Source organism: Pseudomonas sp. C6002 (genome assembly GCF_013385805.1).
In the GTDB taxonomy this organism is placed as follows: Bacteria; Pseudomonadota; Gammaproteobacteria; order Pseudomonadales; family Pseudomonadaceae; genus Aquipseudomonas.
On record NZ_JACAPH010000002.1, the window covers coordinates 39,277 to 64,856 of the forward strand.

At 60.0% G+C, this 25,580-nt stretch carries 21 protein-coding genes and 1 pseudogene; 4 read left to right on the top strand and 18 right to left on the bottom strand.

The window, feature by feature from the left end; all coding sequences use genetic code 11:
- Window positions 1-16: 16 nt before the first annotated feature.
- From frr to rpsB, 4 genes are all read right to left on the bottom strand, one after another.
- Window positions 17-574 (bottom strand): ribosome recycling factor, encoded by a 558-nt coding sequence (gene frr / locus HX817_RS00680; RefSeq protein ID WP_003219325.1) that lies wholly within the window; start codon window positions 572-574, stop codon window positions 17-19.
- Window positions 571-1,314 (bottom strand): UMP kinase, encoded by a 744-nt coding sequence (gene pyrH, locus HX817_RS00685; RefSeq protein ID WP_003219327.1) that lies wholly within the window; start codon window positions 1,312-1,314, stop codon window positions 571-573. The genes frr and pyrH overlap by 4 nt, the downstream gene beginning before the upstream one ends.
- A gap of 211 nt (window positions 1,315-1,525) precedes the next feature.
- Window positions 1,526-2,389 carry a translation elongation factor Ts gene (gene tsf, locus HX817_RS00690; RefSeq protein WP_008432237.1) on the bottom strand — a complete coding sequence of 288 codons (864 nt, stop codon included), beginning with the start codon at window positions 2,387-2,389 and terminating at the stop codon, window positions 1,526-1,528.
- 192 nt (window positions 2,390-2,581) lie between these two features.
- Window positions 2,582-3,319, bottom strand: coding sequence for a 30S ribosomal protein S2 (gene rpsB, locus HX817_RS00695; RefSeq protein WP_003219330.1), 738 nt, complete (start codon window positions 3,317-3,319; stop codon window positions 2,582-2,584).
- Window positions 3,320-3,704: 385 nt separating this feature from the next.
- Here rpsB and map point away from each other — a divergent pair, with 385 nt between their 5' ends.
- The 3 genes from map (at window position 3,705) to dapC (ending at window position 8,497) form a co-directional block, all read left to right on the top strand.
- On the top strand, window positions 3,705-4,487 hold the full coding sequence (gene map / locus HX817_RS00700) for a type I methionyl aminopeptidase (RefSeq protein ID WP_003219332.1): 783 nt from the start codon (window positions 3,705-3,707) through the stop codon (window positions 4,485-4,487).
- A 61-nt stretch (window positions 4,488-4,548) separates the two neighbouring features.
- Entirely contained in the window at window positions 4,549-7,251 is a 2,703-nt protein-coding gene (locus tag HX817_RS00705; RefSeq protein ID WP_003219334.1) for a [protein-PII] uridylyltransferase, read from the top strand.
- Window positions 7,252-7,297: 46 nt separating this feature from the next.
- Window positions 7,298-8,497: a succinyldiaminopimelate transaminase gene (dapC, locus tag HX817_RS00710; protein ID WP_102368226.1), complete on the top strand. Its 1,200-nt coding sequence runs from the start codon at window positions 7,298-7,300 to the stop codon at window positions 8,495-8,497.
- Between the two features lie 120 nt (window positions 8,498-8,617).
- Here the strand turns inward: dapC and HX817_RS00715 are convergent, their stop codons facing one another.
- A complete protein-coding gene (locus HX817_RS00715) occupies window positions 8,618-10,261 on the bottom strand; it encodes a Na+/H+ antiporter (RefSeq protein ID WP_177039609.1) in 1,644 nt (547 codons plus the stop codon).
- Window positions 10,262-10,763: 502 nt separating this feature from the next.
- Between HX817_RS00715 and HX817_RS00720 the strand changes: the two genes are divergently transcribed.
- Entirely contained in the window at window positions 10,764-11,120 is a 357-nt protein-coding gene (locus HX817_RS00720) for a hypothetical protein (RefSeq protein ID WP_177039610.1), read from the top strand.
- Here the strand turns inward: HX817_RS00720 and HX817_RS00725 are convergent.
- The 13 genes and pseudogenes from HX817_RS00725 to HX817_RS00785 all read right to left on the bottom strand — a co-directional run bounded on the left by HX817_RS00725 (window position 11,101) and on the right by HX817_RS00785 (window position 25,572).
- On the bottom strand, window positions 11,101-11,619 hold the full coding sequence (locus tag HX817_RS00725) for a lysis system i-spanin subunit Rz (RefSeq protein ID WP_177039611.1): 519 nt from the start codon (window positions 11,617-11,619) through the stop codon (window positions 11,101-11,103). The two genes, HX817_RS00720 and HX817_RS00725, sit on opposite strands and share 20 nt — an antisense overlap.
- Window positions 11,616-12,041, bottom strand: coding sequence for a structural protein (locus tag HX817_RS00730; protein WP_177039612.1), 426 nt, complete (start codon window positions 12,039-12,041; stop codon window positions 11,616-11,618). Before HX817_RS00730 ends, HX817_RS00725 begins: the two co-directional genes overlap by 4 nt.
- Window positions 12,042-12,099: 58 nt before the next feature.
- Window positions 12,100-12,522 carry a tail fiber assembly protein gene (locus tag HX817_RS00735; protein WP_256348627.1) on the bottom strand — a complete coding sequence of 141 codons (423 nt, stop codon included), beginning with the start codon at window positions 12,520-12,522 and terminating at the stop codon, window positions 12,100-12,102.
- 574 nt (window positions 12,523-13,096) lie between these two features.
- Window positions 13,097-13,412: pseudogene (locus HX817_RS31230) on the bottom strand (phage tail protein); the annotation flags it as partial.
- Window positions 13,413-13,468: 56 nt separating this feature from the next.
- On the bottom strand, window positions 13,469-14,149 hold the full coding sequence (locus HX817_RS00745) for a hypothetical protein (protein WP_177039615.1): 681 nt from the start codon (window positions 14,147-14,149) through the stop codon (window positions 13,469-13,471).
- 337 nt (window positions 14,150-14,486) lie between these two features.
- Window positions 14,487-18,509 (bottom strand): DUF1983 domain-containing protein, encoded by a 4,023-nt coding sequence (locus HX817_RS00750; protein ID WP_177039616.1) that lies wholly within the window; start codon window positions 18,507-18,509, stop codon window positions 14,487-14,489.
- 53 nt (window positions 18,510-18,562) lie between these two features.
- Window positions 18,563-19,150 carry a tail assembly protein gene (locus HX817_RS00755; protein ID WP_177039617.1) on the bottom strand — a complete coding sequence of 196 codons (588 nt, stop codon included), beginning with the start codon at window positions 19,148-19,150 and terminating at the stop codon, window positions 18,563-18,565.
- The gene (locus tag HX817_RS00760) at window positions 19,147-19,929 is read right to left on the bottom strand and encodes a C40 family peptidase (protein ID WP_177039618.1); all 783 of its coding nucleotides are present in this window, start codon (window positions 19,927-19,929) and stop codon (window positions 19,147-19,149) included. The genes HX817_RS00755 and HX817_RS00760 overlap by 4 nt, the downstream gene beginning before the upstream one ends.
- A 2-nt stretch (window positions 19,930-19,931) precedes the next feature.
- Window positions 19,932-20,636 (bottom strand): phage minor tail protein L, encoded by a 705-nt coding sequence (locus tag HX817_RS00765; protein WP_177039619.1) that lies wholly within the window; start codon window positions 20,634-20,636, stop codon window positions 19,932-19,934.
- Between the two features lie 48 nt (window positions 20,637-20,684).
- A complete protein-coding gene (locus HX817_RS00770) occupies window positions 20,685-21,035 on the bottom strand; it encodes a phage tail protein (RefSeq protein ID WP_177039620.1) in 351 nt (116 codons plus the stop codon).
- Complete coding sequence (locus HX817_RS00775; protein ID WP_177039621.1) at window positions 21,035-24,463, bottom strand: tape measure protein; 3,429 nt, start codon at window positions 24,461-24,463, stop codon at window positions 21,035-21,037. Before HX817_RS00775 ends, HX817_RS00770 begins: the two co-directional genes overlap by 1 nt.
- 57 nt (window positions 24,464-24,520) lie before the next feature.
- The gene (locus tag HX817_RS00780) at window positions 24,521-24,931 is read right to left on the bottom strand and encodes a hypothetical protein (protein WP_177039622.1); all 411 of its coding nucleotides are present in this window, start codon (window positions 24,929-24,931) and stop codon (window positions 24,521-24,523) included.
- Window positions 24,932-25,242: 311 nt separating this feature from the next.
- On the bottom strand, window positions 25,243-25,572 hold the full coding sequence (locus HX817_RS00785) for a hypothetical protein (RefSeq protein WP_177039623.1): 330 nt from the start codon (window positions 25,570-25,572) through the stop codon (window positions 25,243-25,245).
- Between the last annotated feature and the right edge of the window lie 8 nt (window positions 25,573-25,580).

Consider the following 25,580-nt stretch of genomic DNA (forward strand, 5'->3'; position numbering starts at 1 on the left):
AAGGCGTCCTGACCCCTTATACGGCCATCAGGTCCTTTTCTTTATCTTCCGTGGCCTTGGTGATCTGGGCCTCGGCATCTTTAGTCAGCTTGTCGATATCAGCAACGGCACGGCGCTCTTCGTCTTCGCTGATTTCCTTGTCCTTGACCAGCTTCTTCAGGTCACCCAAGGCATCACGACGGATGTTGCGCACGGCAACACGTGCGTCTTCTGCTGCACTGCGCGCCTGCTTGGTGAAGCCCTTGCGGGTTTCTTCGGTCAGGGCAGGCATGGAGATCAGCAGCAACTCGCCCAGGTTGGTCGGATTGAGGTTCAAACCGGCGCTCTGGATGGCCTTGTCGACGGCGCCGAGCATGTTGCGCTCGAAAGCAACGACTTGCAGGGTGCGCGAATCTTTTACAGTGATGTTGGCCACTTGGGTGATCGAGGTATCAGCGCCGTAGTAAGGCACCATCACGCTGCCCAGGATGCTTGGGTGGGCCTTGCCGGTACGAATCTGGCCAAACGCATGGTTCAGGGATTCCAGGGATTTTTGCATGCGCTCTTGAGCGTCTTTTTTGATTTCGTTGATCATTGTTCGATTTCCTCGATCAGAGTCCCTTCCGCGCCGCCGTGTACGATGTTCAGCAGGGCGCCGGGCTTGTTCATGTTAAATACGCGCAGCGGCATCTTGTGGTCGCGGCACAAGCAAATTGCCGTCAGGTCCATCACGCCCAGCTTGCGATCCAGTACTTCATCATAAGTCAGATGATCGAACTTCTCGGCATGCGGGTCTTTGAATGGGTCTGCAGTGTAGACACCGTCAACCTTGGTGGCCTTGAGCACCACGTCCGCGTTGATCTCGATACCACGCAGGCAAGCTGCCGAATCGGTGGTAAAGAATGGGTTGCCGGTACCGGCCGCAAAAATCACGACTTCCTTGGCATCCAGGTGACGCATGGCCTTGCGACGATCATAGTGATCCGTTACGCCAACCATGGAAATAGCCGACATCACGATCGCGGTGATATTGGCGCGTTCCAGCGCATCACGCATGGCCAGGGCGTTCATCACAGTGGCCAGCATGCCCATGTGGTCGCCTGTCACCCGATCCATGCCGGCAGCGCTGAGTGCCGCGCCACGGAACAGGTTGCCGCCGCCGATCACCAGACCGACCTGGACACCGATACCGACCAGTTGGCCGACTTCCAGCGCCATGCGATCGAGTACTTTGGGATCGATCCCAAACTCTTCCGAGCCCATCAGGGCCTCGCCGCTAAGCTTGAGTAGAATGCGTTTATAGCGAGCCTGATGACCACTGCCCTGCTGAGCCATTGCGAATCTCTCCTGCGGCGTATTTTTTGAAAATTCTTGGCAAGCCGTTTACGGCCTGCGTTCACTCTAGCTTGACGCTGTCACAGCGCCATCGGAACACGGCTTTGTAAGCCAGTTCCAAAGGGAAACCAATAAAAATCGATCACCCCATTTGAAAAGAGGCTGCGCGCGTAAGCGGGCAGCCTCTTTTGGGCGACAGTTAAAAACTGTCTTACTTCTTGGTGGCAGCCAGCTGGGCAGCAACTTCTTCAGCGAAGTTGTCGACCGGCTTCTCGATGCCGTCGCCTACTTTGTAGTAGGTGAAGGAAACGATTTCAGCACCGGCTTTCTTGGCCAGTTCGCCAACCTTGATTTCAGGGTTCTTGACGAACGCCTGCTCAACCAGGGAAGCCTCAGCCAGGAACTTGCTGATACGGCCCTTGACCATGTTTTCAACGATGTTTTCAGGCTTGCCTTTGATTTTCTCTTCGTTCAGCTGCAGGAACACGGCTTTCTCGCGTTCGATGGCTTCAGCAGAAACTTCCGATGGCAGCAGGAATTCAGGGTTGCTGGCCGCTACGTGCATAGCGATGTCTTTGGCCAGTTCAACGTTGCCGCCTTTCAGGGCAACCACAACACCGATCTTGTTGCCGTGCAGGTAAGCACCCACAACGTCACCTTCAACGCGGGTCAGGCGACGAATGTTAACGTTCTCGCCCACTTTACCCACCAGAACCAGACGATCAGCTTCTTGAGCTTCGATCAGCGGAGCGGCGTCGGTCAGCTTGTCAGCGAATGCTTTTTCAACGCTGGCAGCGACGAAGTTCTTGAAGTCGTCTTGCAGGGCCAGGAAGTCGGTCTGCGAGTTAACTTCCAGGATAACGGCCGATTTGCCGTCTTCCTTGATTGCGATGGCGCCTTCAGCAGCGACGTTGCCTGCTTTCTTGGCAGCCTTGATGGCGCCCGAAGCACGCATGTCATCAATGGCTTTTTCGATGTCGCCGCCGGCCTTGGTCAAGGCCTTTTTGCAATCCATCATGCCTTCGCCGGTACGCTCACGCAGTTCTTTAACCAACGCTGCAGTAATCTCTGCCATTTTCAAAATCCTCTTGGATAGGTTTTCAACCATTCCACCCGATTGAACGGGCGATCAATTCTTCCCGAACCACCCTTGTAGGCCGCTGCACGTTACAAATGTTGTAGCTGCGCTGCCGACAAATGGTTTTCGAGGTGGCAAAAAGGGGGCCAAGCCCCCTTTTTGCTTACTGAGTCAACGCCAAGGCGTCAGTTACTCAGCTGCAGCTACCGGAGCTTCTTCAACGAACTGCTCGGTACCGCCAGCAACGTGGTTGCGACCACGGATTACAGCGTCAGCCATCGAACCCATGTACAGCTGGATAGCGCGGATTGCGTCATCGTTGCCTGGGATGATGTAGTCAACGCCTTCCGGGCTGCTGTTGGTATCGACTACGCCGATAACCGGGATGCCCAGCTTGTTGGCTTCGGTGATCGCGATGCGCTCGTGATCAACGTCGATAACGAACAGTGCGTCAGGCAGACCGCCCATGTCCTTGATACCACCCAGGGAACGATCGAGCTTTTCCAGGTCGCGAGTGCGCATCAGCGCCTCTTTCTTGGTCAGCTTGGCGAAAGTACCGTCTTCGGCTTGCACTTCAAGGTCACGCAGACGCTTGATGGAAGCACGGATGGTTTTGAAGTTGGTCAGCATGCCGCCCAACCAGCGGTGATCGACGTACGGCGAACCGCAACGTGCTGCTTCTTCAGCAACGATCTTGCCAGCGGAACGCTTGGTGCCGACGAACAGAATCTTGTTTTTGCCCTGGGCCAGGCGCTCTACGAAAGTCAGAGCTTCGTTGAACATTGGCAGGGTTTTTTCAAGGTTGATGATGTGGATCTTGTTACGCGCGCCGAAAATGTATTTACCCATTTTCGGGTTCCAGTAACGGGTCTGGTGACCGAAGTGCACACCGGCCTTCAGCATATCGCGCATGTTGACTTGGGACATGATAGTTCCTTAATAAGTCGGGTTTGGCCTCCACGTATCCCAATGACCAACCAGCGGCATTCGCCTCCGGCACCCAGGTCATCGTGTCGACACGTGTGTGGATTTAAGCTTTGCGGGGTATCCCCGGAAAGCGGCGCATTTTATACCACAGAGCTTGCAAAAACGAAACCCGCAATCACATTTGCCGTCAGTCGCTTTTGCCTAAGCCTTTGAATAGAGCCAGAATGCCCCCATCCTTATAGACAGAAGCGATCGCCAGACGCTCATGGTTTCACCCTTGCGTCTGCTAGAATCGCGTTTTTTGGGCTTGTGCGAATTCTGCAACCTTTTGTCGCACACCCGTAAACCGTATTGATTTCAGCGCGTCGCGCTAGAGAGAGCCTGTATGACCGTCACCCTCAAAACCGCCGAAGATATCGCTGGCATGCGTGTTGCCGGCAAACTGGCTGCCGACGTCCTGGAAATGATTGCCGAACACGTCAAGCCCGGCGTCACCACCGAAGCGCTGGACCGCATTTGCCACGACTATATCGTCGACGTGCAAAAGGCCATCCCTGCGCCGCTGAACTACAAGGGTTTCCCCAAGTCGATCTGCACCTCGATCAACCACGTGGTGTGCCACGGGATTCCCGGCGACAAGCCGCTGAAGGACGGCGACACCCTGAACATCGACGTCACCGTCATCAAGGACGGCTACCACGGCGACACCAGCCGCATGTTCCACGTCGGCACCGTGCCGGTCTGGGCCGAGCGCCTGTCGCAAGTCACCCAGGAATGCATGTACAAGGCCATCGAGATCGTCAAGCCTGGCTGCCGCCTGGGCGACATCGGTGAAATCATCCAGAAGCACGCTGAAAAGAACGGCTTCTCGGTGGTGCGCGAGTTCTGCGGCCACGGCATCGGCAAGGTGTTCCACGAAGAGCCACAGATCCTGCACTACGGCCGCGCCGGCACCGGCATGGAGCTCAAGGCAGGCATGACCTTCACCATCGAGCCGATGATCAACCAGGGCAAGGCCGATACCAAGGTGCTGGGCGACGGCTGGACCGCCATCACCAAGGACCGCAAGCTCTCGGCGCAGTGGGAACACACCCTGCTGGTGACCGACACCGGCTACGAGATCTTCACCCTGCGTGCCGACGACACGATTCCCCGCGTTTCGGCGTAATGTTTGCACCGGTTTTCTAATAGCGACGCTGTGACCCATAGATAGAAAGGAAAACCGATCGATGCCCCAGGTGGATCCCGAACTCTTCGACCGTGGCCAGTTCCAGGCGGAACTGGCACTGAAGGCCAGCCCCATCGCCGCCTTCAAGAAGGCCATTCGTCAGGCCCGCGAGGTGCTCGACGGGCGCTTTCGTACCGGCCGCGATATCCGCCGGCTGATCGAGGACCGCGCCTGGTTCGTCGACAACATCCTGCAAAAGGCCTGGGAACAGTTCAGCTGGAGTGAAGACGCCGATATCGCCCTGGTGGCGGTCGGCGGCTACGGCCGTGGCGAACTGCACCCCTACTCCGACATCGACCTGCTGATCTTGCTGGACAGCGCCGATCACGAGATCTTTCGCGACTCCATCGAGCGTTTTCTGACGCTGTTGTGGGACATCGGCCTGGAAGTCGGCCAAAGCGTACGCTCGGTGGACGAGTGTGCCCAGGAAGCCCGCGCCGACCTGACGGTGATCACCAACCTGATGGAAAGCCGCACCATCGCCGGCCCCGAGCGCCTGCGCCAGCGCATGCTGGAAGTCACCAGCACCGCGCACATGTGGCCAAGCAAGGACTTCTTCCTGGCCAAGCGTGCCGAGCAGAAAGCCCGGCACCACAAGTACAACGACACCGAATACAACCTGGAACCCAACGTCAAAGGCTCCCCGGGCGGGCTGCGGGACATCCAGACGATTTTGTGGGTCGCCCGTCGCCAGTACGGCACCCTGAACCTGCGCGCCCTGGCCGGGGAAGGCTTCCTGGTGGAGAGCGAAAACGCCCTGCTGGCCTCCTCCCAGGAATTCCTCTGGAAAGTGCGCTACGCGCTGCACATGCTGGCCGGGCGCTCCGAAGACCGCCTGCTGTTCGACCACCAGCGCTCCATCGCCACCCTGCTGGGGTTTGAAGGCGAAGACGCGAAGACCAGCATCGAAAGCTTCATGCAGCAGTACTACCGCGTGGTGATGAGCATTGCCCAGCTCAGCGACCTGATCATCCAGCACTTCGAAGAAGTGATCCTGGCCCCGGAAGACGAAGCACCGCCGCAGCCGATCAACGCGCGCTTCCAGCTCCACGATGGCTACATCGAGGCACGCAACGACAACGTATTCAAACGCACGCCGTTCGCCATGCTGGAAATCTTCGTGTTGATGGCCCAGCAGCCGGAAATCAAGGGCGTACGCGCCGACACCATTCGCCTGCTGCGGGAAAACCGTCACCTGATCGACGACGATTTCCGCCACGACATCCGCAATACCAGCCTGTTTATCGAGCTGTTCAAGTGCAAGATCGGCATCCACCGCAACCTGCGGCGCATGAACCGCTACGGGATCCTGGGGCGCTACCTGCCGGAGTTCGGTTTTATCGTCGGGCAGATGCAGCACGACCTGTTCCACATCTACACGGTGGACGCCCACACCCTGAACCTGATCAAGCACCTGCGTAAGTTGCAGTACACCCAGGTGTCAGAGAAATTCCCGCTGGCCAGCAAGCTCATGGCGCGTCTGCCCAAGCCGGAATTGATCTACCTCGCCGGCCTGTACCACGACATCGGCAAGGGCCGGCATGGCGATCACTCGGAAATTGGCGCAGTGGACGCCGAAGCGTTCTGCCAGCGTCACCAGTTGCCGCTGTGGGACAGCCGCCTGATCGTGTGGCTGGTGCAGAACCACCTGGTGATGTCCACCACCGCCCAGCGCAAGGACTTGTCCGACCCGCAGGTGATCCACGATTTTGCCCAGGCCGTCGGCGATGAAACCCGCCTCGACTACCTGTACGTGCTCACCGTGTCCGACATCAACGCCACCAACCCGACGCTGTGGAACTCCTGGCGCGCCAGCCTGTTGCGCCAGCTCTACACCGAGACCAAGCGCGCGCTGCGTCGCGGCCTCGAGAACCCGGTGGACCGCGAAGAACAGATCCGCCGCACCCAAAGCGCGGCCCTGGATATTCTGGTGCGTGGCGGCAATGACCCGGACGACGTCGAGCAACTCTGGTCGCAACTGGGAGACGACTACTTCCTGCGCCACACCGCCGGCGACGTGGCCTGGCACAGCGACGCGATTCTGCAGCAGCCGGCCGATGGCGGGCCGCTGGTGCTGATCAAGGAAACCACCCAGCGCGAGTTCGAGGGTGGCACGCAGATCTTCATCTACGCACCCGACCAGCACGACTTCTTCGCCGTGACCGTGGCGGCGATGGACCAGCTCAACCTGAACATTCACGACGCCCGGGTCATCACCTCCAGCAGCCAGTTCACCCTCGACACCTACATCGTGCTCGACACAGAAGGCGAGTCCATCGGCGACAACCCGGAGCGGGTGAAAAAGATCCGCAAAGGCCTGACCGACGCGCTGCGCAATCCTGACGACTACCCGACCATCATCCAGCGCCGGGTGCCGCGCCAGCTCAAGCACTTTGCTTTTGCCCCCGAGGTGACCATCCACAACGACGCCCAGCGCCCGGTGACGGTGCTGGAACTCAGCGCGCCGGACCGCCCGGGCCTGCTGGCACGGATCGGCACGATATTCCTGGAGTTCGACCTGTCGTTGCAGAACGCCAAGATTGCGACCCTGGGCGAGCGGGTGGAAGACGTGTTCTTCATTACCGATGCCGACAACCAGCCGCTTTCCGACCCTGAACTGTGCCGACGCTTGCAGGAAGCCATCGTCCAGCAGTTGAGCGTCAATCAGGAGACCGGCGTCGAGATGTCACGCTTGAGCATCTGACCGACCGCCCATTTTCAGCTTCCAATGAATTGAACGAGATTTATCGATGAACAACGCCCTGAACCAGCTGCAGCCCTACCCGTTCGAGAAATTGCGCGTCCTGCTGGGCAGCGTCACGCCGAACCCGGACAAACGCCCCATCGCCCTGTCCATCGGTGAGCCGAAGCACAAATCCCCGCAGTTTGTCGCCGAGGCGCTGGCCAACAACCTGGACCAGATGGCGGTGTACCCCACCACCCTGGGCATTCCCGCCCTGCGCGAAGCCATTGGCGCCTGGTGTGAACGCCGTTTCAGCGTGCCCAAGGGCTGGCTTGACCCGGCGCGCAACATCCTGCCGGTGAACGGCACCCGTGAAGCGCTGTTCGCCTTCACCCAGACCGTGGTCAACCGCGGCGACGACGCGCTGGTGGTCAGCCCGAACCCGTTCTACCAGATCTACGAAGGGGCGGCGTTCCTCGCCGGGGCCAAGCCGCATTACCTGCCGTGCCTGGATGAAAACGGCTTCAACCCGGATTTCGACGCGGTATCGCCGGACATCTGGAAACGCTGCCAGATCCTGTTCCTGTGCTCGCCAGGCAACCCCACCGGTGCACTGATTCCCGTCGACACCCTGAAAAAGCTGATCGCCCTGGCCGACGAATACGACTTCGTGATCGCCGCCGACGAGTGCTACAGCGAGCTGTACTTCGACGAACAAACCCCGCCGCCAGGCCTGCTCAGCGCCTGCGTGGAACTGGGCCGCCAGGACTTCAAGCGTTGCGTGGTGTTCCACAGCCTGTCCAAGCGCTCCAACCTGCCGGGCCTGCGTTCGGGCTTTGTGGCCGGCGACGCCGATATCCTCAAGGGCTTCCTGCTCTACCGCACCTACCACGGTTGCGCGATGCCGGTGCAAACCCAACTGGCGAGCATTGCTGCCTGGCAGGACGAAGCCCATGTGCAGGCCAACCGTGATCTGTACCGGGAAAAGTTCGATGCCGTGCTGACGATCCTGAAGCCGGTGCTGGACGTGCAAAACCCGGACGGCGGCTTCTACCTGTGGCCGAACGTGAAGGGCGACGATGCGGCGTTCTGCCGGGACTTGTTCGTGGAAGAACACGTGACCGTGGTACCGGGCTCGTACCTGTCGCGGGAAGTGGACGGGGTCAACCCGGGCGCCGGGCGTGTGCGCCTGGCGCTGGTCGCGCCGCTGGCGGAGTGCGTGGAAGCGGCGACGCGGATTCGCGACTTTATTACCCGCAATAAATAACTGCGCTGAATGTGGCGAGGGAGCTTGCTCCCGCTGGAGTGCGCAGCGCTCCCGCTTTTTTGGGGCCGCTACGCAGCCCAGCGGGAGCAAGCTCCCTCGCCACAAGCAAGCACCGCGGTGTTATTTGATATGACCCAGATTCGCCTCGCTCATATCCAGATCCGCCAACACCTCCCGTAGCACATCATCACCAATCTGATGGTGACGGCTCAGGCTATACAGTTCCAGACGCTGCGCCCGCAGGGCCTTGAGCCGCAACTTGCGTTCCAGTTGATCCATCTGCAACGCCAGCGCCTGGGCTTCGGCCGAATCGTTGAACACTTCCAGTTGATGACGATACTCCGACATCAACCGCGCCTTGAGCTCGGCGGCCAAGGCTGCCTGGGCGGCATCCTGGGGTGCAGCTTCAGCGGGTTCTTCGGCTTCCAGGGCATGGATAGCCGCCACGGCGGTCTTCTTCCAGGCCTCGCGCACTTCATTGTGGCGTTTCTCATCCGGGCTCTTCTCGATGCCGCGCAACAGCAGCGGCAAAGCGATGCAGGCCGCGACGAGCGAAAGCAGGATCACACCGGCGGCGATGAAGATCAGCAGGTCGCGCTCGGGAAAATCCCGCCCCGGCGCAAGCAGTAACGGTACCGACATCACACCCGCCAGGGTCACGGCACCGCGTACGCCACCGACGGTCAGCAACCAGCAGGACCGCGCGGTGGGCACCAGCGTCAGCTCACTTTTCCCACGAATCCGGCGCAATAAACCCGACAGTCGCCAGATGCTTTGCACCCAGATAAACCGCAACACCACCAGCACCAGGAAAATCGCGATCACGTCCAGGCAGCGATACAACAAGGTCGGCCACAGCGTCGGCTCATGGCTGACCACCGCCTTGATGATGTCCGGCAGTTGCAGGCCCAGCAGCAGGAAGATCAAGCCGTTGAACGCAAACTCCAGCAGCGACCAGACGCTGCGGTTGAGCAACCGGGTGCTGGTCTGGCGCGGCAGCAGGTCGAGCCAGCTTTGCATCATGCCCGCAGCCACCGCCGACAGGATGCCCGAGGCGCCAAGGCGTTCCGCCAGCACGTAGGCGGCGAATGGCAGCAACAACATGAACACCACGTGCGTCGCCGGGTCGTCCCAGCCCCGGGCGATCATCCAGGCACGCAGGCGGCCGACCAGCCAGCTCAACGCCACACCGACCGCCAGCCCACCCACGGCCACCAGCACAAAGGTGAGGCTCGCATCCGCCAACGAGAACACGCCGGTCAGCGCCGCCGCCAGGGCGAACTTGAAGGTCACCAGGCCCGAGGCATCATTCATCAACGCCTCGCCCTGGAGCATGTGCATCAGTGGCGTCGGCAAGCGGTTCTGGGAAATGGCCGACACCGCCACGGCATCCGTCGGCGACAACACGGCCGCCAGGGCGAAGGCCACCGGCAGGGGAATACTCGGCAACAACCAGTGAATGAAGTAACCGGCCCCCACCACCGTAAACAGCACCAACCCCACCGCCAGCGTCAGGATCGGCCCGCGCAGGCGCCACAATTCACGCTTGGGCATGCGCCAGCCATCAGAGAACAGCAGCGGCGGCAGAAACAGGAAAAGAAACAACTCAGGGTCCAGGGCGACATGCAGCCCCAGGGTCGGCCAGGCCAGCAACGCACCGGCGGCGATCTGCACCAGTGGCAACGGCAGTGGGATCACACGCCCGACAAGGCGCGAAACGCTGACCAGCATCAGCAGGATAAGTACGGTGTAGGCGGTTTGCATAACGCGGGATTCCCAGACAATCAACTTGCAACAACACACATCAGGCAACAACTCGCCGTTGAAGTGCCATATTAGCCGCCTATGCTGCGCGATGGCCTTTGCACAAAAGTCGCACACGAGCAAAACGTAAGTGTGACGAGCGGCGCCGAAAGCCGCTGGCCATGGCATAATCCGTGACCTTTAATCTGCGTGAGCCCAAAGGGGGGCAATTCCTTGACCGCTTCAAGCAAAACGTTGCACCTTTTCGGCATCAAAGCCTGGGATGCCGCATAAGAAACGCTCAAAGCCTTTAATATCAAGGCTTTGAGCCTGAAAACGCCATCATACAACACCCACTTTTGCGACTCTTCTGAACCCAATAAACATTGGTCCAAACGGTTGCGTTTTGGGGAAGAAATTCAAAGACGAAATCCCACCACCGGCGTCCTGCCGACGAACACCACTCCCAAACCTGACTCGCCTCGATTACTGTATGAACATACAGCATTCGGAAGCACACCCCATGAACATCGATGAAGACACCTGCGAGTGGCTTGGATGCCCTTCGCCCCTGGAAATGTACAAACATCATGCGGCCATGCTCGAGGACGAGATAAGCGACCTGCAGCTCCACCTGGCCAAGTCACGGGCAAATATAGCCGGCCTCGTGCAAATGAATGACGCGCTGCTTATTGCCAAAGCTCGTGCCGAGCGCTCTCTCAAGGACGCTTTAGAACGCATATCCGGGAAGAGCCAAGAGCCTGCTGAGGCAGGAAGCTTTCGCCCTATCGACCTGGTTACCGAGCAGCGCGACCATCTGTTCAGAGAGAATCAACGGCTCCTGCTGGAGTTGAGCGTGCTCAGGGGGCCACAGTCCTGACGTAAGCCTGGCACGCCCGCAGCGCTATCAATCCTTGGTCGCCGGCGTCGGTGATGGCGATAATTCGTTGAGCATGCGCTGGGTCAAGTTGGGCTCGACGGGCTGCATGAACCACGCCGACGGCGCCGGGGGCGGCAGGCACGTCGCAGCCACTGGCTGAATCCGTGGCATCGAGAAGGACTGACAGCCGCACATCAGCAGTAGCAAGGCGGTCACGCAGCTGAGCCTGGTTGCGCTGGGCATCGGATAATTCCTTGGTGTGTTGTTGGTCGGAGGCGGCCAGTTGCCGCTCGGTGGCCAGGCGCTTGTCTTGCTCGACGCGGGCCTGGGCGGCGGCGGCATTACTGATCGCTGCAAGGTCATCCTTGTGCAGGCCGGCCTGCTCCTCGAGTTTCTTTCCCATCCGCCAATCCTGCACCTGCCAGGTCATGCCAGCGGCGGCCACCATCAGCAACAGGGCCAGCACTACCAGGCCGGCCAGCTTCTGCACCGGCGTCATGCCAGCGCCCGCCGCACGCCTTCCGCCAGCACCGCGTCGGGATAGGCATAGCCCGCGTTTTCGTGGTGGATGATCGCCTTGACGAAACCGGCCATTACCGGAGCCTGGGCCAGATCAATCTCGGCGCCGGGCTGGGTGCCGGTGTTCGCTTCGACTGCGCGGACGTATGCAGCGGTGTCGTTCTCCACGGACGGTGCCCATCGGCTGATGATCGCCTTCACCGTCTTGAGCCCGTGCTTGCGCTGGTAGGTCAGCAGCAACTTGCCCAGGGCGCGGATACCGTTCTCCGGCGTATCGAACCGGGCAAAGCGTTTCTCGATGGCCGGGTCTGGCTTGAGTTGGCCCTGCCATTGGTTGGCCGGAACGTAATCGATGTTTCCGGGGTTGCGGTTGCGCACCCCTCGGGTTTCGGTGATCGGCATGCTTTTCTCCAGGCAATAAAAAACCCGCTCAAGGCGGGTGGCGGTAAACGTTTGGCAGTTACACGGGCACCACGGGCCACTCAATGGCATCCGGGTATTGCGGTTGCTCAATAACCCGGCTCAGCGCTACTCGGTATTTCTTCCAGGACTTGAGCGCCGCGAGGTCTGCGTCCGTGGCTTCGTCGACATCCACGGCGTCCTGAAGTGGCGCGATCGCGTAGTCAGCGACGGCCCGCAGCCGGGTGATCTCGGCCTGAGCCAATTCCAGCGGGTCAGCTGCAGGAGCTGTCAGCTCCGGCACCACCTGGACGGGCAAGGAGTCCACGGCCACATGCAAAGTGATGCTGTGCACCAAGTCGGCGGGCTCACCATCCTTGGCCACGCTGACAGCCAGCACGCCCTCGTTGTAACCGATGTCTACCGAACAAGCCGCGTCGACCTGATTCAGCACATAGCCCCAGCCCTCTGGCGGTGGAACCATGCCGAGCGTTCCGTGCACCAGATACTGCCCAGGGCCCGGGTGCTCGGTGGTGATGGTGCTAACGCCCAAAGACGTGACATCGATGACGGCGCCGTCGGCACCGAGAATGTTTACTGCTGCGCGAGTGGTCATTAGATAGCCTTCAGTGTGCCGTCAGCGGCGCGAGTGGTGTTCCCGGTGTGGTACAGCTCAATCCAGGGCGTTGTGGCACCGTCGTAAATCGACTGAAATTTGATGGTGCCCGAATTGCCAGCCAGACCATAAGGCCATGCGATTGTGAGCCGATTAGATCCGTCCGAATGCCTGAAAATCTGTTTATACCAATAGCCAGTACCGCCACTGGGCATGCTCGGAGAACCAGGCGGATAGAGGTTTGGATCAAGCCCATGTACAGCGTTCGTCAACCAGCTTTGAACCACGCTTGTGCGCGTTCTGCCGACTGCATAAGAGCTCGCCACATTCCCGTCGTCATACCCGATCGCGGCCACCGCCGCGCTACCAAGCCCTAAGCCAGCACGGGCTGTAGCCTGGCTGGTGCCGCCGGTACCGCCCATGGCCACAGGAACCACGTTTTGCGTGGAGACCGTACCCAGGCCGGCCAGGGTGGCGCCCCATTGGTTGACGATCTGCCGGAGCTGATCGGCTGAGTCCTTTACGTAGCCCTGCATCGGAGCCAGGGCGTACGTACCCGCAGAGACTGACGCCCCCAGGTAGTTCGGCGAGATGGTCAGCACCGTGTTGCTGGCGATGTTGGTCACCTCATACCAGCGCCCATCGGGCCCAGTCCATGCATCACCTACGCGCCCGTTGGCACTGAACGATGTGCCTGTGCCAGTGACCGTATTTGAATTCAATGTAACTGCAACTGTGCCGGCTCTATACCAAGGCATGTTTTTCTCCGGGCAAAAAAATGCCCGCACGAGGCGGGCTCTATATGAAGTAAGACCTACGCTTGGCTACGTGCAAAAACGGCAGGCAAGTACAGGGTGCTCATTGCTGTTGCGCCAATGGTGATCGCCCATAACCGGTTACCAGGGAAATCCCACCAACAATAAAGGCTGACATCTCGTGTTTGTGCTCCAGCCATATCCATGCCGAGGTTGTTAATCAGCATGTAGTCGGGCGAAGAAAAATCAAACGGGACGCTGAAATAAACCATCGGCAATCCCTGAGAGTCGGTGCCAGACGTTACGTATGACCAAGACTGATAGGATTTCGTGAATACGGCGACGGGGCTTCCCGCGTCAAAAATCAGACTTTCATTCCCATCAAACAGCTGGGCTCCATATCCAGAACTGGGGCTCACCTGAAATGCGGCCACAAAGTAGTTGCCATTTGGCTGTGCGGTAGCATTGTTGTAGGCCCTCACGTAGAAGCCCGTCCAGTTACCAGGTGACCCCGTAATCAGGACCCTGCAAAGGCCAGCGACGGCCGCAACACGATCGGGCTTTACGAAAACCAACGGCGGCTCCTGAGTGGTTACTGGTTTATCGAAATATGTCATCGACCCCATTCCAGATTCTTGGGTTGGAACAAAGCGCCCTTTCGACAGAACCACAATACGAGCAAACTCCGAATCAACCGTTACTACATCCGAATTATTGATGAACTCAAACCCGTAGGACATCACCTAAACCTCGAGACGATAAGTCGTTGAGTTCCGAATGCATAAAGGCCATTAACAGCCGTTCGGTGACCCCGCCAAACTCGCACTGAGCCATCCAACATCTCTGGCTCAAATTGAACTTGGTGCAATTGATTGCCTGCGTTGTACGCAGCTACAGGCACGATTACCGCAAAGCTGTTTGCCGGCGTGCAGCCAGGAACACTAAATGACTGAGTCGAAGCTCCCCCGCCGCTGGCGAAGGTAACAAGGGTGGATAGCACCACCCTCATCGTGAATGACGCAGGCCCAAGCAGCTGGACCTCGTTTTCGTCCCACGTTCCCAGGCCATATTCGTCCATTAAGACAGTCTCCCGAATTTCCCGCGACGCTTCTCGTTTCCGTCGTACACAGCCAGCCCAGTGCTATCAAGCAGAGTTGAACCGCCAGCACCTTCACCACGGAGCGTGAATGTCCCTGCCTTCACGTTGATCTCCAGCAGTGGCCGGCCCTTGGAATCGACAGTCTCAGAACGCAGCGTCATGCCCAGCACGATTTCCTGAATAAACGCCCGACTGATCAGCGCGGTATCGATAATCACCTGCCCGTCCTGCACCACAAACGGAGTAACGAACCCGCCACCGGCCAGGGTGTTCACCACGGCAAACCTGTCAGCGCTCACCAGGAACTGGCTCTGCAACAAGCCATCGGCGTTCTGCTCGATACCCAGGCCGATACCGGCGGCGACATACTGACCGTTGGCATTGACCTGCATTTTGACGGACCACATGGTGGAAAGCTTTCCATTGGTATCAGCCTGAGCCCTTGCTGTTACCTGAATCGCAGCCTTGTTCTTCACCTCGCTGATTGCGCTGGCCAGGTCGCCCTCGTCGGTACCGTCCCGCCCGCCGCCCACAACTGCTTGAAGCGTGGTGGACTGTGAGGCGACGGCCTTGTTGGTGTCGGCCAGGGAATCGGTAACCGTTTGAACGGCTGCCGAGTTTTCATCGACCTTCGCCTGTGTCTTATCGATTCTTTGGCCGAGCGCGGTGTCCGCATTCGCCCGGGCGATTTCCTCCTGGCTGATCGCCGCGCCGTTATTGCCGACGGTGACCCCAACCTGATCGATGCGAGTCCCAAGAGCACTATCGGCATCAGCCCTTGTCGCTGCCTCACTGCCAATCGCAGCAGTGTTGCCGTCGACACTGCTTTTCAACTGATCCAGCCGTGTCGCCGAAGCAAGGGTTTCAGTGGCTACCACCTGCTCAAGCGAGGTAAGCCCGGCCCTGTTCTGCCCTACCGCCGCATCCAGCGACGTGGTGCGCTCAACCAGCGCTCGGTTGTCCGAGGCCTGAACCTTGACCTGCTCAGCGAACTTTGCGGTGGCATCCCAACCTTTCAGAGCGTCCGCCAGGTCGCCCTCCCCGCTGTCCTCCCTCCAGCTCGCCTGGAGCGATTGCAGGGCCGATGTCGTGGCAGTGACCTTGCCGTCCACGGTGTCGATGGACGCCTTGTTCTGCTGGATCTGCAGCGCCATGGCCTGGGTTGTCTCTGCAATGGTGCCGATATCAAACCAGTACTGGGCATTGGGAGGCGTAGTGTTTTTCGGTACCGGCGCGATAGCTTGGTACAGGTGCTGGCCCTGCCGCACCACGTCGCCGGCGGCATAGGTTTTGGTCGGATCGTAGACCAGGGCGTCCGTGATCTGGTCTATCAGGTCTTCCAATTCCTGCTTGGCCTGCTCCAGGCGATCGTTCACAGACCCCGGGCCGTCGCCGGAGATCAGTTCGATCTCCTTGACCAGTTCCTGAGCCAGTTCGGTTTTGCCGATCTGCCCGGCGATCAGGTCCAGAATGGGCCCGGCCTGCGAGCTGGCCTGCCCAATCACACCATTCACCACCGGATAGAACGGACCTATGTTGCCGGTACGATCCACCAGGCGCGCCCAGAAGAAGAACCGAGCGCCCGCCAACAGAGACTGCATGCGGTAGTCGGCCTGTGGATACGCCAGGTCGGCCAGCTTGGTAGCAGCCCCCAGATCGTTCGCAGGGCCATACCACAGCTCGGTGCGCTGGGTATCCTCGGCGCCAGGTGGGAAAGCCCACTTGATGCCGATGCCGAACAGTTCGCTTGCGGTGGTCAGGGACGACACCGCCGGCGGCAGGCCGACCTTCCCTTGCAGATTGGTCAGGACCGAGATGGTCGGGATCGATGACACGTTGAGCGCATTTACAGCCCGCACCCGCGCCATGTACTGGCCGGAGTAGATGCCGCGCACGTCAACCATAAGCTCGCCGGTACGCGGCACTGTGATCCACTCGCGAGCGCCCCACTTCCATTCAACGTCATACGCCACGGCGCCCGGGGCTGCATCCCAGGCAATGGACATGACAGTGACGGCAATCCCCTGCTCAATGACGACGTTCTGGCTGAGCATCACCCGGGCCGGAGCTTCCTGGCTGCCCACCGGAATGCCGGTGATTGGCCGAATATCCACCACTGCACCGCCGTCGATGGTGGGGAATTTGCTCGGATCGTGCTGGATCACCTCGAGCTGGAACTGGTGCCACTCTGGCCGCGTTACGTTGCGGACATAGAACTGCATCAGCTTCAGGTCTTCGTAATCGAGGATCCAACCACACTCGGCCTGCGGCTGCTCGCTGTAATCGGCCATCAGAGTGACGTTGCGACCGACAACCGATTTCACCACTCGCCCCTCGGACTTGCCGCTGGGCAGGTTTACCAGCAGACGAGCGCCGACCGGCACCACGGTGTCGCGGTCAAGCGTAACCACTCGCCCGGCTGCCGCAGCAATACGACCGCCGTTGTTGCGGCCAACCAACATCGGGTCGGCCACGGCTATGACCTGCCCAGGCTTGGGGATGCCACCATCCAGGCCGACGCGGAACACGCCGCCCTGTGTCTGCAGCTTCTCGGTCAGTGCCGCCCATTGCCCGGCGCGCTGCGCTTGGCCCAGGGATGTGCAGCCGATCGCGCCAACATCGGTCTCGCGCACGATCCCGCCCAGTTCGACCATGGCTTCATCGTCAAACACTGGCTCCTTGTCGGTTTCGAAACCTTGGTTGGGGTTGTCCCAGGACACCGTGTAAAGGCTATGCCGATCACGTGCCCGGGTGCCTTCATACTTGATGGCACCGTTGTTGAGGATCTGCGTTTGGTTGTACGTGTAGACCGGGTCGCCAGGCATATCGGCATTGACCACGATCTGGCTGCCATCCCAGTAGGCCAGGCCGTGGAAGATCGAGGCCAGGTCCTGCAGCACCGCGTAAGCCTCGGCCTGCTTTTGGAGATACAGGTTGCAGGTGAAGCGCGGCTCTTGGCCGCCCTTCCCATCCGGCACCATTTGGTCGCAGTACTGCGCAATGCGGTAAAGCGACCAGCGATCCACCATGGTCGCGTCGATCCGGTTGCCGAGACCGTAATAGGGATCGAGCACCAGGTCATAGAAAATGAACGCCGGGTTGTTGGTGTAGGCCTCCTTGAAGGTGCCGTCCCAGATACCATTGCTGGTCCCGGTACCCGACGTCGCATAGGTGCGGGTCGCAGGGTCGTAGTTGGCCGGGACGCGGATGATCCGGCCGCGCATCAGCACGGCTATCTTGGCGATATCGCCGCCGAATGTCTGGGCGTCGTACTCGACACAACCAACGGATGTCAGCGGGTATTCCTGATCGCTGTTCACCACCTCTGCGATGGCCTTGACGATCATCTGGTCTACGACCGTATCCGAGCCAGCATTCGGGGTTAGGCGGCGCACCCTGACCGTCCAGCGGCTGCCGGTGGGCAGTTCGAGGCGGTGGGCACGCTCGTACTCGGTGACGTTCTTGCGATCCACCGCAGTGGCCAGGACCTCAACGTAGGGCCCGTTGTCGGTCGAGATGTCCACGGCGTATTCAATGCGAACGCCGTTGATGTTGCCTGATGCGTCCTGGCTACGCAGAACCGGCCAGCTGAGCCGGAGGCGCACCGCATCGATAACCGGATTGGTAATGGTGTGCAGCCAGGGCGTGCCGTAGAGCAGTTCCTTTTTTACATCGATCTCGTTGCTAGACTCCGAAATCCCCTCAAGGCGCGTCTGGTTCAGTTCGCCCGACCGGAACTGCCATTTCAAACCCGGGTAATTGATCGTGCCGTCTGGAGCTTGGGCTGGGGTGCCATTCAGCTTGATCGAGCGCAAACCATCGACCGGGCCGACGATAGGCCCCCAGCTCCACATGTAGACGATTCGAGCAGTAGAAATAGACGGCACGCCATTCAGGGCAACGCTGGGCTGTTTCTGCTTGGCTTCGCCGCCCTTGCTGCCGATCACAGCCCGGCGAGTGCGTGGCGTCACGCGGCGCGCCTTCTTTGCTACTGCGCTCATGCGCCCTCCAGAATGCAAAAACCCGCCGAAGCGGGTTTGTGGTGGTGACTAAATCAGATGTTGTCTTGGGTGTAGATCCCGCCAGACTCGACAGCTCCACCGATCTCGCGCTCTCCGTACAACAGCGGGTACGGGTTGCCCTGGGCAATGGTCGTGACTGCGCCGCCGAAGCCGTAGCTCGGGTTGTTGCCGTCGTCGTTCTTGCCCTCGGCAGTGGCATTTGTGGTCGGGGAAAGCATCTGCACCACCCCGCCCAGGCCGACAGCGGCGCCGGCGGCGAGCAGACCGAGCCCGAGCCCCGTGGTCGTACCGCCCGTGAACAGGCCGGCAACGATCAACACAACGCCCAGCAGCGTCTGAAACATTCCGGCCTGTTTGCTGCCCTGGACAATCGGCTGAATGCGGATGTCGCCCTCGGCGCGGCCCACCAGGTCAAGCTCCTGCTCGCCCAGGTTGCGCTCATCGACAAACACGGCGAACACCAGGCCCCGCTCCTCGGCGGTGCGCAGGTACTTCTCAAAGCCGGGCTTCATCATGCACAGCGCTGCCATGGCATCGCGGAAGCTGTGGACGTCCAGGGTGTACTGCTTGCCAAACTTCTTGCCCAGCACGCCGCCGAGCTTGATGGTGCGCATAGTCATGGGCGGTAGTCCTTGTGCCGGAGAATCAACTTCACCCGGTTGGCCATCGACCAACCGTAGATTTCACGGGCCGCCAGGCGCCCGGGCATGTGGTGGTAAATGAACGGGCCAGACCCGCCAAGCTTCGGCGCCGGCTCGCTGAGGAGCGCCGGCTCATCGCCAAGGTAGATCACGGCGTGATTCGGGAAGTAGCACTCCCGGCCGGGCGTTGGGATCTGCAACACCAGCATGTCACCGCGGCGCGCCTCGTTGACCTGGTAGAAACCGGTGGCCGCGAAGTTGTCTTCGTAGAGGCTCGGCCCTTCCTTCTGTTCCCACCAGAGATCGGATCGCTCGAAGTTCGGCAGCTGCAAGCCCGCCTCCCGGGCGTACCAGTCGCGGCACGCAGCCCAGCAGTCCAGCAGGCCATGGGAGAAGTCACGGCCCAGCAGCGGCGCCTGGAAGCCCGTAGGCTTGAACCACTCGAAGTCACCGCCGGGCCAGCCGACAATACCCCACGGCAATTCGTGCAACTCGCAGCTGACGCGGTCGGCCATGCTCGGCGCCGGCGCCTTGTCGGGGTGGCTGTGGATGATCGCCAGTACCTCGCCCCGATCTTCTGCCTGGGCCATGTCCTTGTGATCGATCTGGAAGTGTTCGCGCGGCGTGGTGGCCAGGTTGCCACAGGGCACGTACTCGCGCCCGGTGGCGGACTTGATCACCACCCCGCAGGCCTCTGCCGGATAGACACGTTCGGCGTGAGCGCGGATCTCGTCCTGCAATTTTTGGTTGATGCGCATCGCTACCTCGAACTTGCTATCAGGCTTGCGCCCATGGATCCGCCAAACCGGCGGGTGTTTCCCCGAAGCTTGCAGCTGCTCCACCAGCCGCCACAGCGGTCCAGCGCGGGGTTGTCGGTGGGCTGGTTTTTCTTGTCGAACATCGCCGAGCCGGTGTACGCGCAGGCCTCCTGCCGGTACCCGCCACGGCAGGCCCACCGGCAAAGCTTGGTGATCTGCTGCGCCGGCAGCATCTGGCCTTCCATGTCCGTAGGGCTCGACAGCGAGAACGTCACCGAGATACTGGGTAGCGCCTCCGTCTTCTGTTCGATAAACCAGAGGTTCGTTTTCGATTGGTCGCTGGCTGTCGGGTTACCGTCAGGGAAGTTGGCGGCGTCCAGGAAGTGCCGGAACGTTTCGATCACCTTCACCCGGGCGCCGGCCAAGTCGCGGAACTGGAAGCACAGGGCAGTGATTGCTCCGCGAACGCCACCGAGCTCGTCGTCCACCTGCAGCGTCGGAGAAGCCGGGCGTCCATCGCCACGGATGTCGAAACCCTTGGCCTCGATCTGGAGCGGCGAATACAGCTGCCCCTGCCAGATGATGTCGCCCTCGTGGGCATGGCCGTGGAAGCGCCAAACCGTTGCACCCAGGTGCGTAGCGTCCAGTTCGTAAAGCCGGATCTGGTTGCCGGGCTCAAGCTTTTGAAGATCGGTGTTGTAATTCATAGGGCCCCAGAAACAAGAAACCCCGCACTTGGCGGGGTTTGGTGAGGGTTAAGGTCGGGGGTTGAATACCTGCTTCACGGTGAACGTGACGGTGTAGATGTTCATACCGAGGGCTTTCTTCTTGTACCCATTGGCCCGGTACCAGCCTTGGGGCTCACCAGGCGGCGAATAGCGAAAAGCCTTATAGCCCTCATGCCGGTCAAGGAATGCGAGCAATTCGGGCAGTTCCTCGCCTGGGGCATCCTCACCGGTGTGCAGCAGATTCCATACCTGGCTCTTGGTGTTGATGCCAATGCCCCCGGCCTGGACCATGCCGTCACCGAACTCGTTTTCCCAAGTGCGCTGGCTGACATCACCGTCGGCGCCGGCCTCAACATCAAAAGTAAATGTCTCAGCCATCAACGCCTCCACAGCCGGCCACCCTGGCCCATTTCACGATCAAGGAATTTACCGAACTGCGTCTCCAGCCCGGCCGACATAGCCTGTCCTTGGCGTGCTGCATCCTGGTCTGTCATGCCCGGCTGGGCTTGCACGGTGATTGGTGCGTTGAAAACAATCTGTGTCGGCCCGCTTGGTGCCGTCTGGGCGCCGGCGCCAACCATCGCGGCACGACCGTCACCCGATGACTCCAGGCTACCGACGCCGATCTGCGCTTGTGGCTGAGAATTGCCCAGGCTGTTGTCGATCCTCGAGAGCATTGCATCCAGCTTCGCGCTGGTTTGAGCGGTAGTTACCCGCTCGCCCTTTTGCAGAAACCAACTGCCGTCTTCTGGAACCGAGTCGATACCGTCGTGCGCCATGCCCGCCAGCGCAGTCATGCCGACGGCTGAAGCCAACGGCCCGGTAACAGCCATCGCCGTGGCCATCGCCGCCGGCGCCGCTGCCGGACCAATGATTGGGATCGCCGCAGTGGAGGCAAAGGCGTTCAAGCCGGCCGTTAGCGACATAGCTTGTGCGTTTGCCCCCAGCGTGCCGGCGGCGCTCGCCTGAGTAGTCTTGCCCACCAGCAGTTGCACACCCTGGTAGATCAACCATTGAGCCGCCATGTCACCCAACGCCTTGAGCATCGACTTAGCGAAGTTGCCAATCATGTCGCCCAGGGCGTCACCGGCATCTTCGGCACCGCTGGCCACATCCGAGAAGAACGTGCCCAAGCCGCTGGTGCCTTCTTGCAGCGCGGTGTTGGTGATGTCTGCTGCCTGGGCGGAATAGTCTCGCGCCGCATCGGCATAGTTCGCCCAGGCCTCGTTGACGCCATTCATCCAGTTGGTTTGCTGCTCGTCCGTAGCAGCGTAGAAGTCCTGCTGAGCCTGAAGGCGCTTGTCGAGCTCGGCCTGCAGTACCGCAGTCTCATTCTGGTAAAGCTCCGGCGTGATCTCGCCGCTGTTGCGCTGCTTAACCAGCTCGTTGACGTCAGCGGCGTACTTCTGCCGCATGGCTAGGTCGGCCCGCATACGGTCGCGGGCTTTATCGCCCATCCCCACGCCCGCCAGCTCCTGCTCAAACCCGTCCTTCGTGGTTTGGGTGGTCAGCGCCTGGGCGTTCTTGAACGCCGTCAGCTTCAGGTCGTCTTCGTTGGCCTTCTTCAGCTTGTTCAGCGCATCCAGTTCGGCGGCCATGCCCTGGAGCTTTTTCTTCTGCGCCTCGCTCAGCTTGCCGAGCTTGCCCTCCTGGAGTTCGAAGGAAAGCTTCATCACCTCCGTTGCTTCGTTCTGCTTGTTACCGGTGGTGTTGATCAGTTCGATCTGGCGCTTGTAGCCTTCCTCGGCTGTGTCAAACGACTTGAGCTGTTGCTTCGCGGCAGAGTTCGATTCGGTTGTGTTCTTCCTCAGAGCCTTGGCGGCGGCATCATCCTTGGCTTTCTGAGCATCCTTAGCGGATGCCGCCGAGCGAATCGCAACCACCATCTCTTTGGTAAGGTCAGTGTTCTCCGCGATGAAGCGGTTTGCTGCCTCAAGGCTGGTTTTATCTTGCGCTGCGCCGAGCTGCTTCTGCAGTTGCTCTAGATACTTCTGCCCAACCTGCGCAGCCGCCGCCTTCGCTGCGTTGTTCTCGCCTTGGGCGCGGGTGTTCGAATCGGTTTCGCCGGTAAGCAGTGCAAGGGTTTCGCGCTGCTTACCGAGAACATCCGTCAACCCTGAAACTTTGATCTGGCCGCTTTCAATGGCCTGGGCCATTTCTTCGGTTACGCCCGGGATCAGGCGGAGCTGGTCCGCCAACGCCTTCCAATCGACTGCCTGACCTTTTGAGGCATCGGCCACCGCCTTATTCATCAGGTCCATTGCCGACTGCAGCTCTGTCGACAGTGGAGCGATGCCAGCCATGAAGCCAGAAGACCCGGCCAGTCCAGCATTTGTCATGCTGCTTTGAAATTTGAAAGCTATGGTTCCAGCAGCACCAGAAAGCTCTTCTTCAGTGTCTGCGATAGAGGCCCTGAGCTCTCTCAGAGTGACGGACTGTGTTGCGCGATTGAGCTTGTTGAACTTTTCCGCAAGTTTATCCAGCGGATCACTGAGGTCGCCGAGCTTCTCTTCGAGAATGCTAGTGTTGTCGTGCAGCGTTAGGAAAGCGGTAGCCGCACCGATTGCCAGTGCTGCAACGCCCACGGGGCCGCCGAGCATTCCAACCAAGCCAACGCCCGCACGACTCACGCCGACCTGAGCTGCTGCAACGGCATTGGTGGCGCGCGTTTCCGCAAGCCGGGCCTCAGCAAGTTGGAGCGACATCTGCGTCTGCACCGCGGTGCCGCGCGCGGCGATTGCTTCTTTCTCCGCCAGGAACACTGATGTCTGGGCTTTCTGCTGCTCAGCCTGAGCCACCAGCAATACCGCCGTGGCCTGAGCCTTTCTCGCGGCGACATCCTTGAATGCCGAGTAGGTTGCGGTTGCTGCCGATGTAGCCGCAAGAGCGCCGTACCGTGCAAGCGCAGCGGTCGCAGCCATAATCGCAACGTCAGCAATAGTCTCGAAATTATCCCCGACTAAGCTGATCGCCTTGCCGAGGGTGCCCGTGAAGTCTGTGGCTTCATTCAGGCGCCCCACATAGACGCTGAATGAGTTGGACAGGTTTTGCACTGCGTCTCTCACTGCGACGCTCATCCCATCCGCGAGCTCTCCGTTTGCCTTGGAGGCCGTCTGAAGTCCAGAGGTAAGGATATCCAGACCGAGTTTTCCCTGCGCGCCGAGGCTGCGGATCTCTTCAGCACTTTTCCCGGTAGATTTTGCGAGGGTATCAACGATCGTCGGCATAGCCGCCAGAATTGATTGCCATCCATCGATCTCTACCTTGCCGGTTTGGAGCGCCTTCGAGTACGCGTCAATGGCAGAACTGGCTTTATCAGCCGAGGCAGAATTGGTCACAAGCAGGAAACTGAAGCTGTCCATAACATCCAGCGCTTGGCTGGTGTTGTAGCCCATGGACTTGAGGCTGTCCGATGTGCGGATGTAAAGCTCTTGCGCCTCGGCCAGTGGGCGGTAGGTCCGCTTCGCGGTGTCGAGTAGGCGCTGCTGCACCAAGTCGTACTCGCCCACACTTACTGTAGCCATGCCGATCCTGTCGGACATTTGACCGTAAGAGTCTGCGGCCTCAATGATCTTGCCGATACCCGCTGCACCTATTGCCGCCGCCAGGGCACCTTTAATCAGGCCAGAAGCATGGGCGGCTCGATCACCTGCGCGATCAAACGCGGAGTCGACGCGACCGAGGCTTTTATCGATCTTCCCCGATGCTTGAGCGACAGTAGAGTCTGCACGGGCCATTTCCTGACGCAGCTGTGCTGTGGTCGCCTCAATACGAACCAGCATCCCCTGAACGTCGGTATCCGCCATGCTTTCCTCCAGACAATAAAAAACCCGCTCAATGGCGGGTTCGTGAAAATTTAAGTGCTATCGAAGTTCAAGCTCAGCCCTGTATTCGCTGACTCGATCCTTGAAAGCCATGGCCTCTTTGCTATCTACCAAATCCTTGCCCCACATCGCGGCATCCATGTATGTGAGATATGCTGAATAGAGCGCCTTTAAGCGAAGCCGAACCGCGTCCCCGTCCTGATACTTGGAATATTCTGCTTTAACCATCTGCTTGATTTTTGCCTTGCTGTCACCCTCGCACTTGTTAGCATCTTCAAGATATGCTTTCTTTTTTGGCTCCTTTGCGCCATCCGCCAGCTGAGCATTCAGCCCGCAAAGATAAACCTGGCCTGCCATTTCCGACTCAAGCGGTCCAAGCTTTTCCTCTGCCGACTGAACATTTCCCGAAAGCAGAAAAGCCAGCCCAGTAGCTACCAATAACTTCCTCATTGTCATTCCTCCGTCGCGTTAATCGACGAGAGTAGCAAGTCGCATAGTTACCGACCACCGCTACCCGGGCTGCCTGCCAGTCAGCGCCTGCCGCAGCTTATCGGCCACAGTCGACGCAGATGGCTTATCAGCCTTAGCTTTCGCCTTTCCACCGCCGAAGGGATTCGTCATCTGCGCCCACTCGATCTTGGCGTCCATGGCGAGGAACAGTTCGGGGATCGGCGTGGCCCAGGCCAGTTCGGGCGACCAGCCCAACCAGCCAGTGGCTACCGCGTAGAGCCGGTCGACGTAGCTGCCGTTCTCGACAGCACTTACGCCGCCGCCGGCTTTTCCTTTCCCGCGTCAGGGCCCTTCGGGTTGTACAGCGCCACCAGGTAGGCATTGAGCTGCACGGACACATCGAGAACGCCAGCCTGCCAAACCTGCTCAGCAACGGCCTCGGCGGATTTACCGGTCAGCCCGGCACCGGCGGCGATGATCACCGCGCAACCGTCGACGCTCAGCGCGTTGATTGCCTGGGACGCGCCGCGCAGCCCGCCGAAGTGGGCCTCAATGGCCCGCACCGCGCCAAGCGTAGGCTTAAGGGTGTAGGTCTCACCGTCGAGCTTGATGTCGACGGTGCCGAAAAGGGTCTTGCTCATGCGTCGAA

Bases quoted from the DNA above. Each gene is read 5' to 3' on its own strand.
- HX817_RS00715 (WP_177039609.1), bottom strand. From the start codon at position 10,261: ATGCAAACCGCCTACACCGTACTTATCCTGCTGATGCTGGTCAGCGTT.
- dapC (WP_102368226.1), top strand. From the start codon at position 7,298: ATGAACAACGCCCTGAACCAGCTGCAGCCCTACCCGTTCGAGAAATTG.
- HX817_RS00745 (WP_177039615.1), bottom strand. From the start codon at position 14,149: ATGTCCTACGGGTTTGAGTTCATCAATAATTCGGATGTAGTAACGGTT.
- HX817_RS00725 (WP_177039611.1), bottom strand. From the start codon at position 11,619: ATGACGCCGGTGCAGAAGCTGGCCGGCCTGGTAGTGCTGGCCCTGTTG.
- HX817_RS00765 (WP_177039619.1), bottom strand. From the start codon at position 20,636: ATGAATTACAACACCGATCTTCAAAAGCTTGAGCCCGGCAACCAGATC.
- HX817_RS00730 (WP_177039612.1), bottom strand. From the start codon at position 12,041: ATGCCGATCACCGAAACCCGAGGGGTGCGCAACCGCAACCCCGGAAAC.
- map (WP_003219332.1), top strand. From the start codon at position 3,705: ATGACCGTCACCCTCAAAACCGCCGAAGATATCGCTGGCATGCGTGTT.
- HX817_RS00735 (WP_256348627.1), bottom strand. From the start codon at position 12,522: ATGGTTCCACCGCCAGAGGGCTGGGGCTATGTGCTGAATCAGGTCGAC.
- HX817_RS00705 (WP_003219334.1), top strand. From the start codon at position 4,549: ATGCCCCAGGTGGATCCCGAACTCTTCGACCGTGGCCAGTTCCAGGCG.
- HX817_RS00760 (WP_177039618.1), bottom strand. From the start codon at position 19,929: ATGCGCATCAACCAAAAATTGCAGGACGAGATCCGCGCTCACGCCGAA.
- HX817_RS00780 (WP_177039622.1), bottom strand. From the start codon at position 24,931: ATGAGGAAGTTATTGGTAGCTACTGGGCTGGCTTTTCTGCTTTCGGGA.
- frr (WP_003219325.1), bottom strand. From the start codon at position 574: ATGATCAACGAAATCAAAAAAGACGCTCAAGAGCGCATGCAAAAATCC.
- HX817_RS00750 (WP_177039616.1), bottom strand. From the start codon at position 18,509: ATGAGCGCAGTAGCAAAGAAGGCGCGCCGCGTGACGCCACGCACTCGC.
- HX817_RS00770 (WP_177039620.1), bottom strand. From the start codon at position 21,035: ATGGCTGAGACATTTACTTTTGATGTTGAGGCCGGCGCCGACGGTGAT.
- HX817_RS00720 (WP_177039610.1), top strand. From the start codon at position 10,764: ATGAACATCGATGAAGACACCTGCGAGTGGCTTGGATGCCCTTCGCCC.
- HX817_RS00785 (WP_177039623.1), bottom strand. From the start codon at position 25,572: ATGAGCAAGACCCTTTTCGGCACCGTCGACATCAAGCTCGACGGTGAG.
- tsf (WP_008432237.1), bottom strand. From the start codon at position 2,389: ATGGCAGAGATTACTGCAGCGTTGGTTAAAGAACTGCGTGAGCGTACC.
- HX817_RS00755 (WP_177039617.1), bottom strand. From the start codon at position 19,150: ATGACTATGCGCACCATCAAGCTCGGCGGCGTGCTGGGCAAGAAGTTT.
- pyrH (WP_003219327.1), bottom strand. From the start codon at position 1,314: ATGGCTCAGCAGGGCAGTGGTCATCAGGCTCGCTATAAACGCATTCTA.
- rpsB (WP_003219330.1), bottom strand. From the start codon at position 3,319: ATGTCCCAAGTCAACATGCGCGATATGCTGAAGGCCGGTGTGCACTTC.
- HX817_RS00775 (WP_177039621.1), bottom strand. From the start codon at position 24,463: ATGGCGGATACCGACGTTCAGGGGATGCTGGTTCGTATTGAGGCGACC.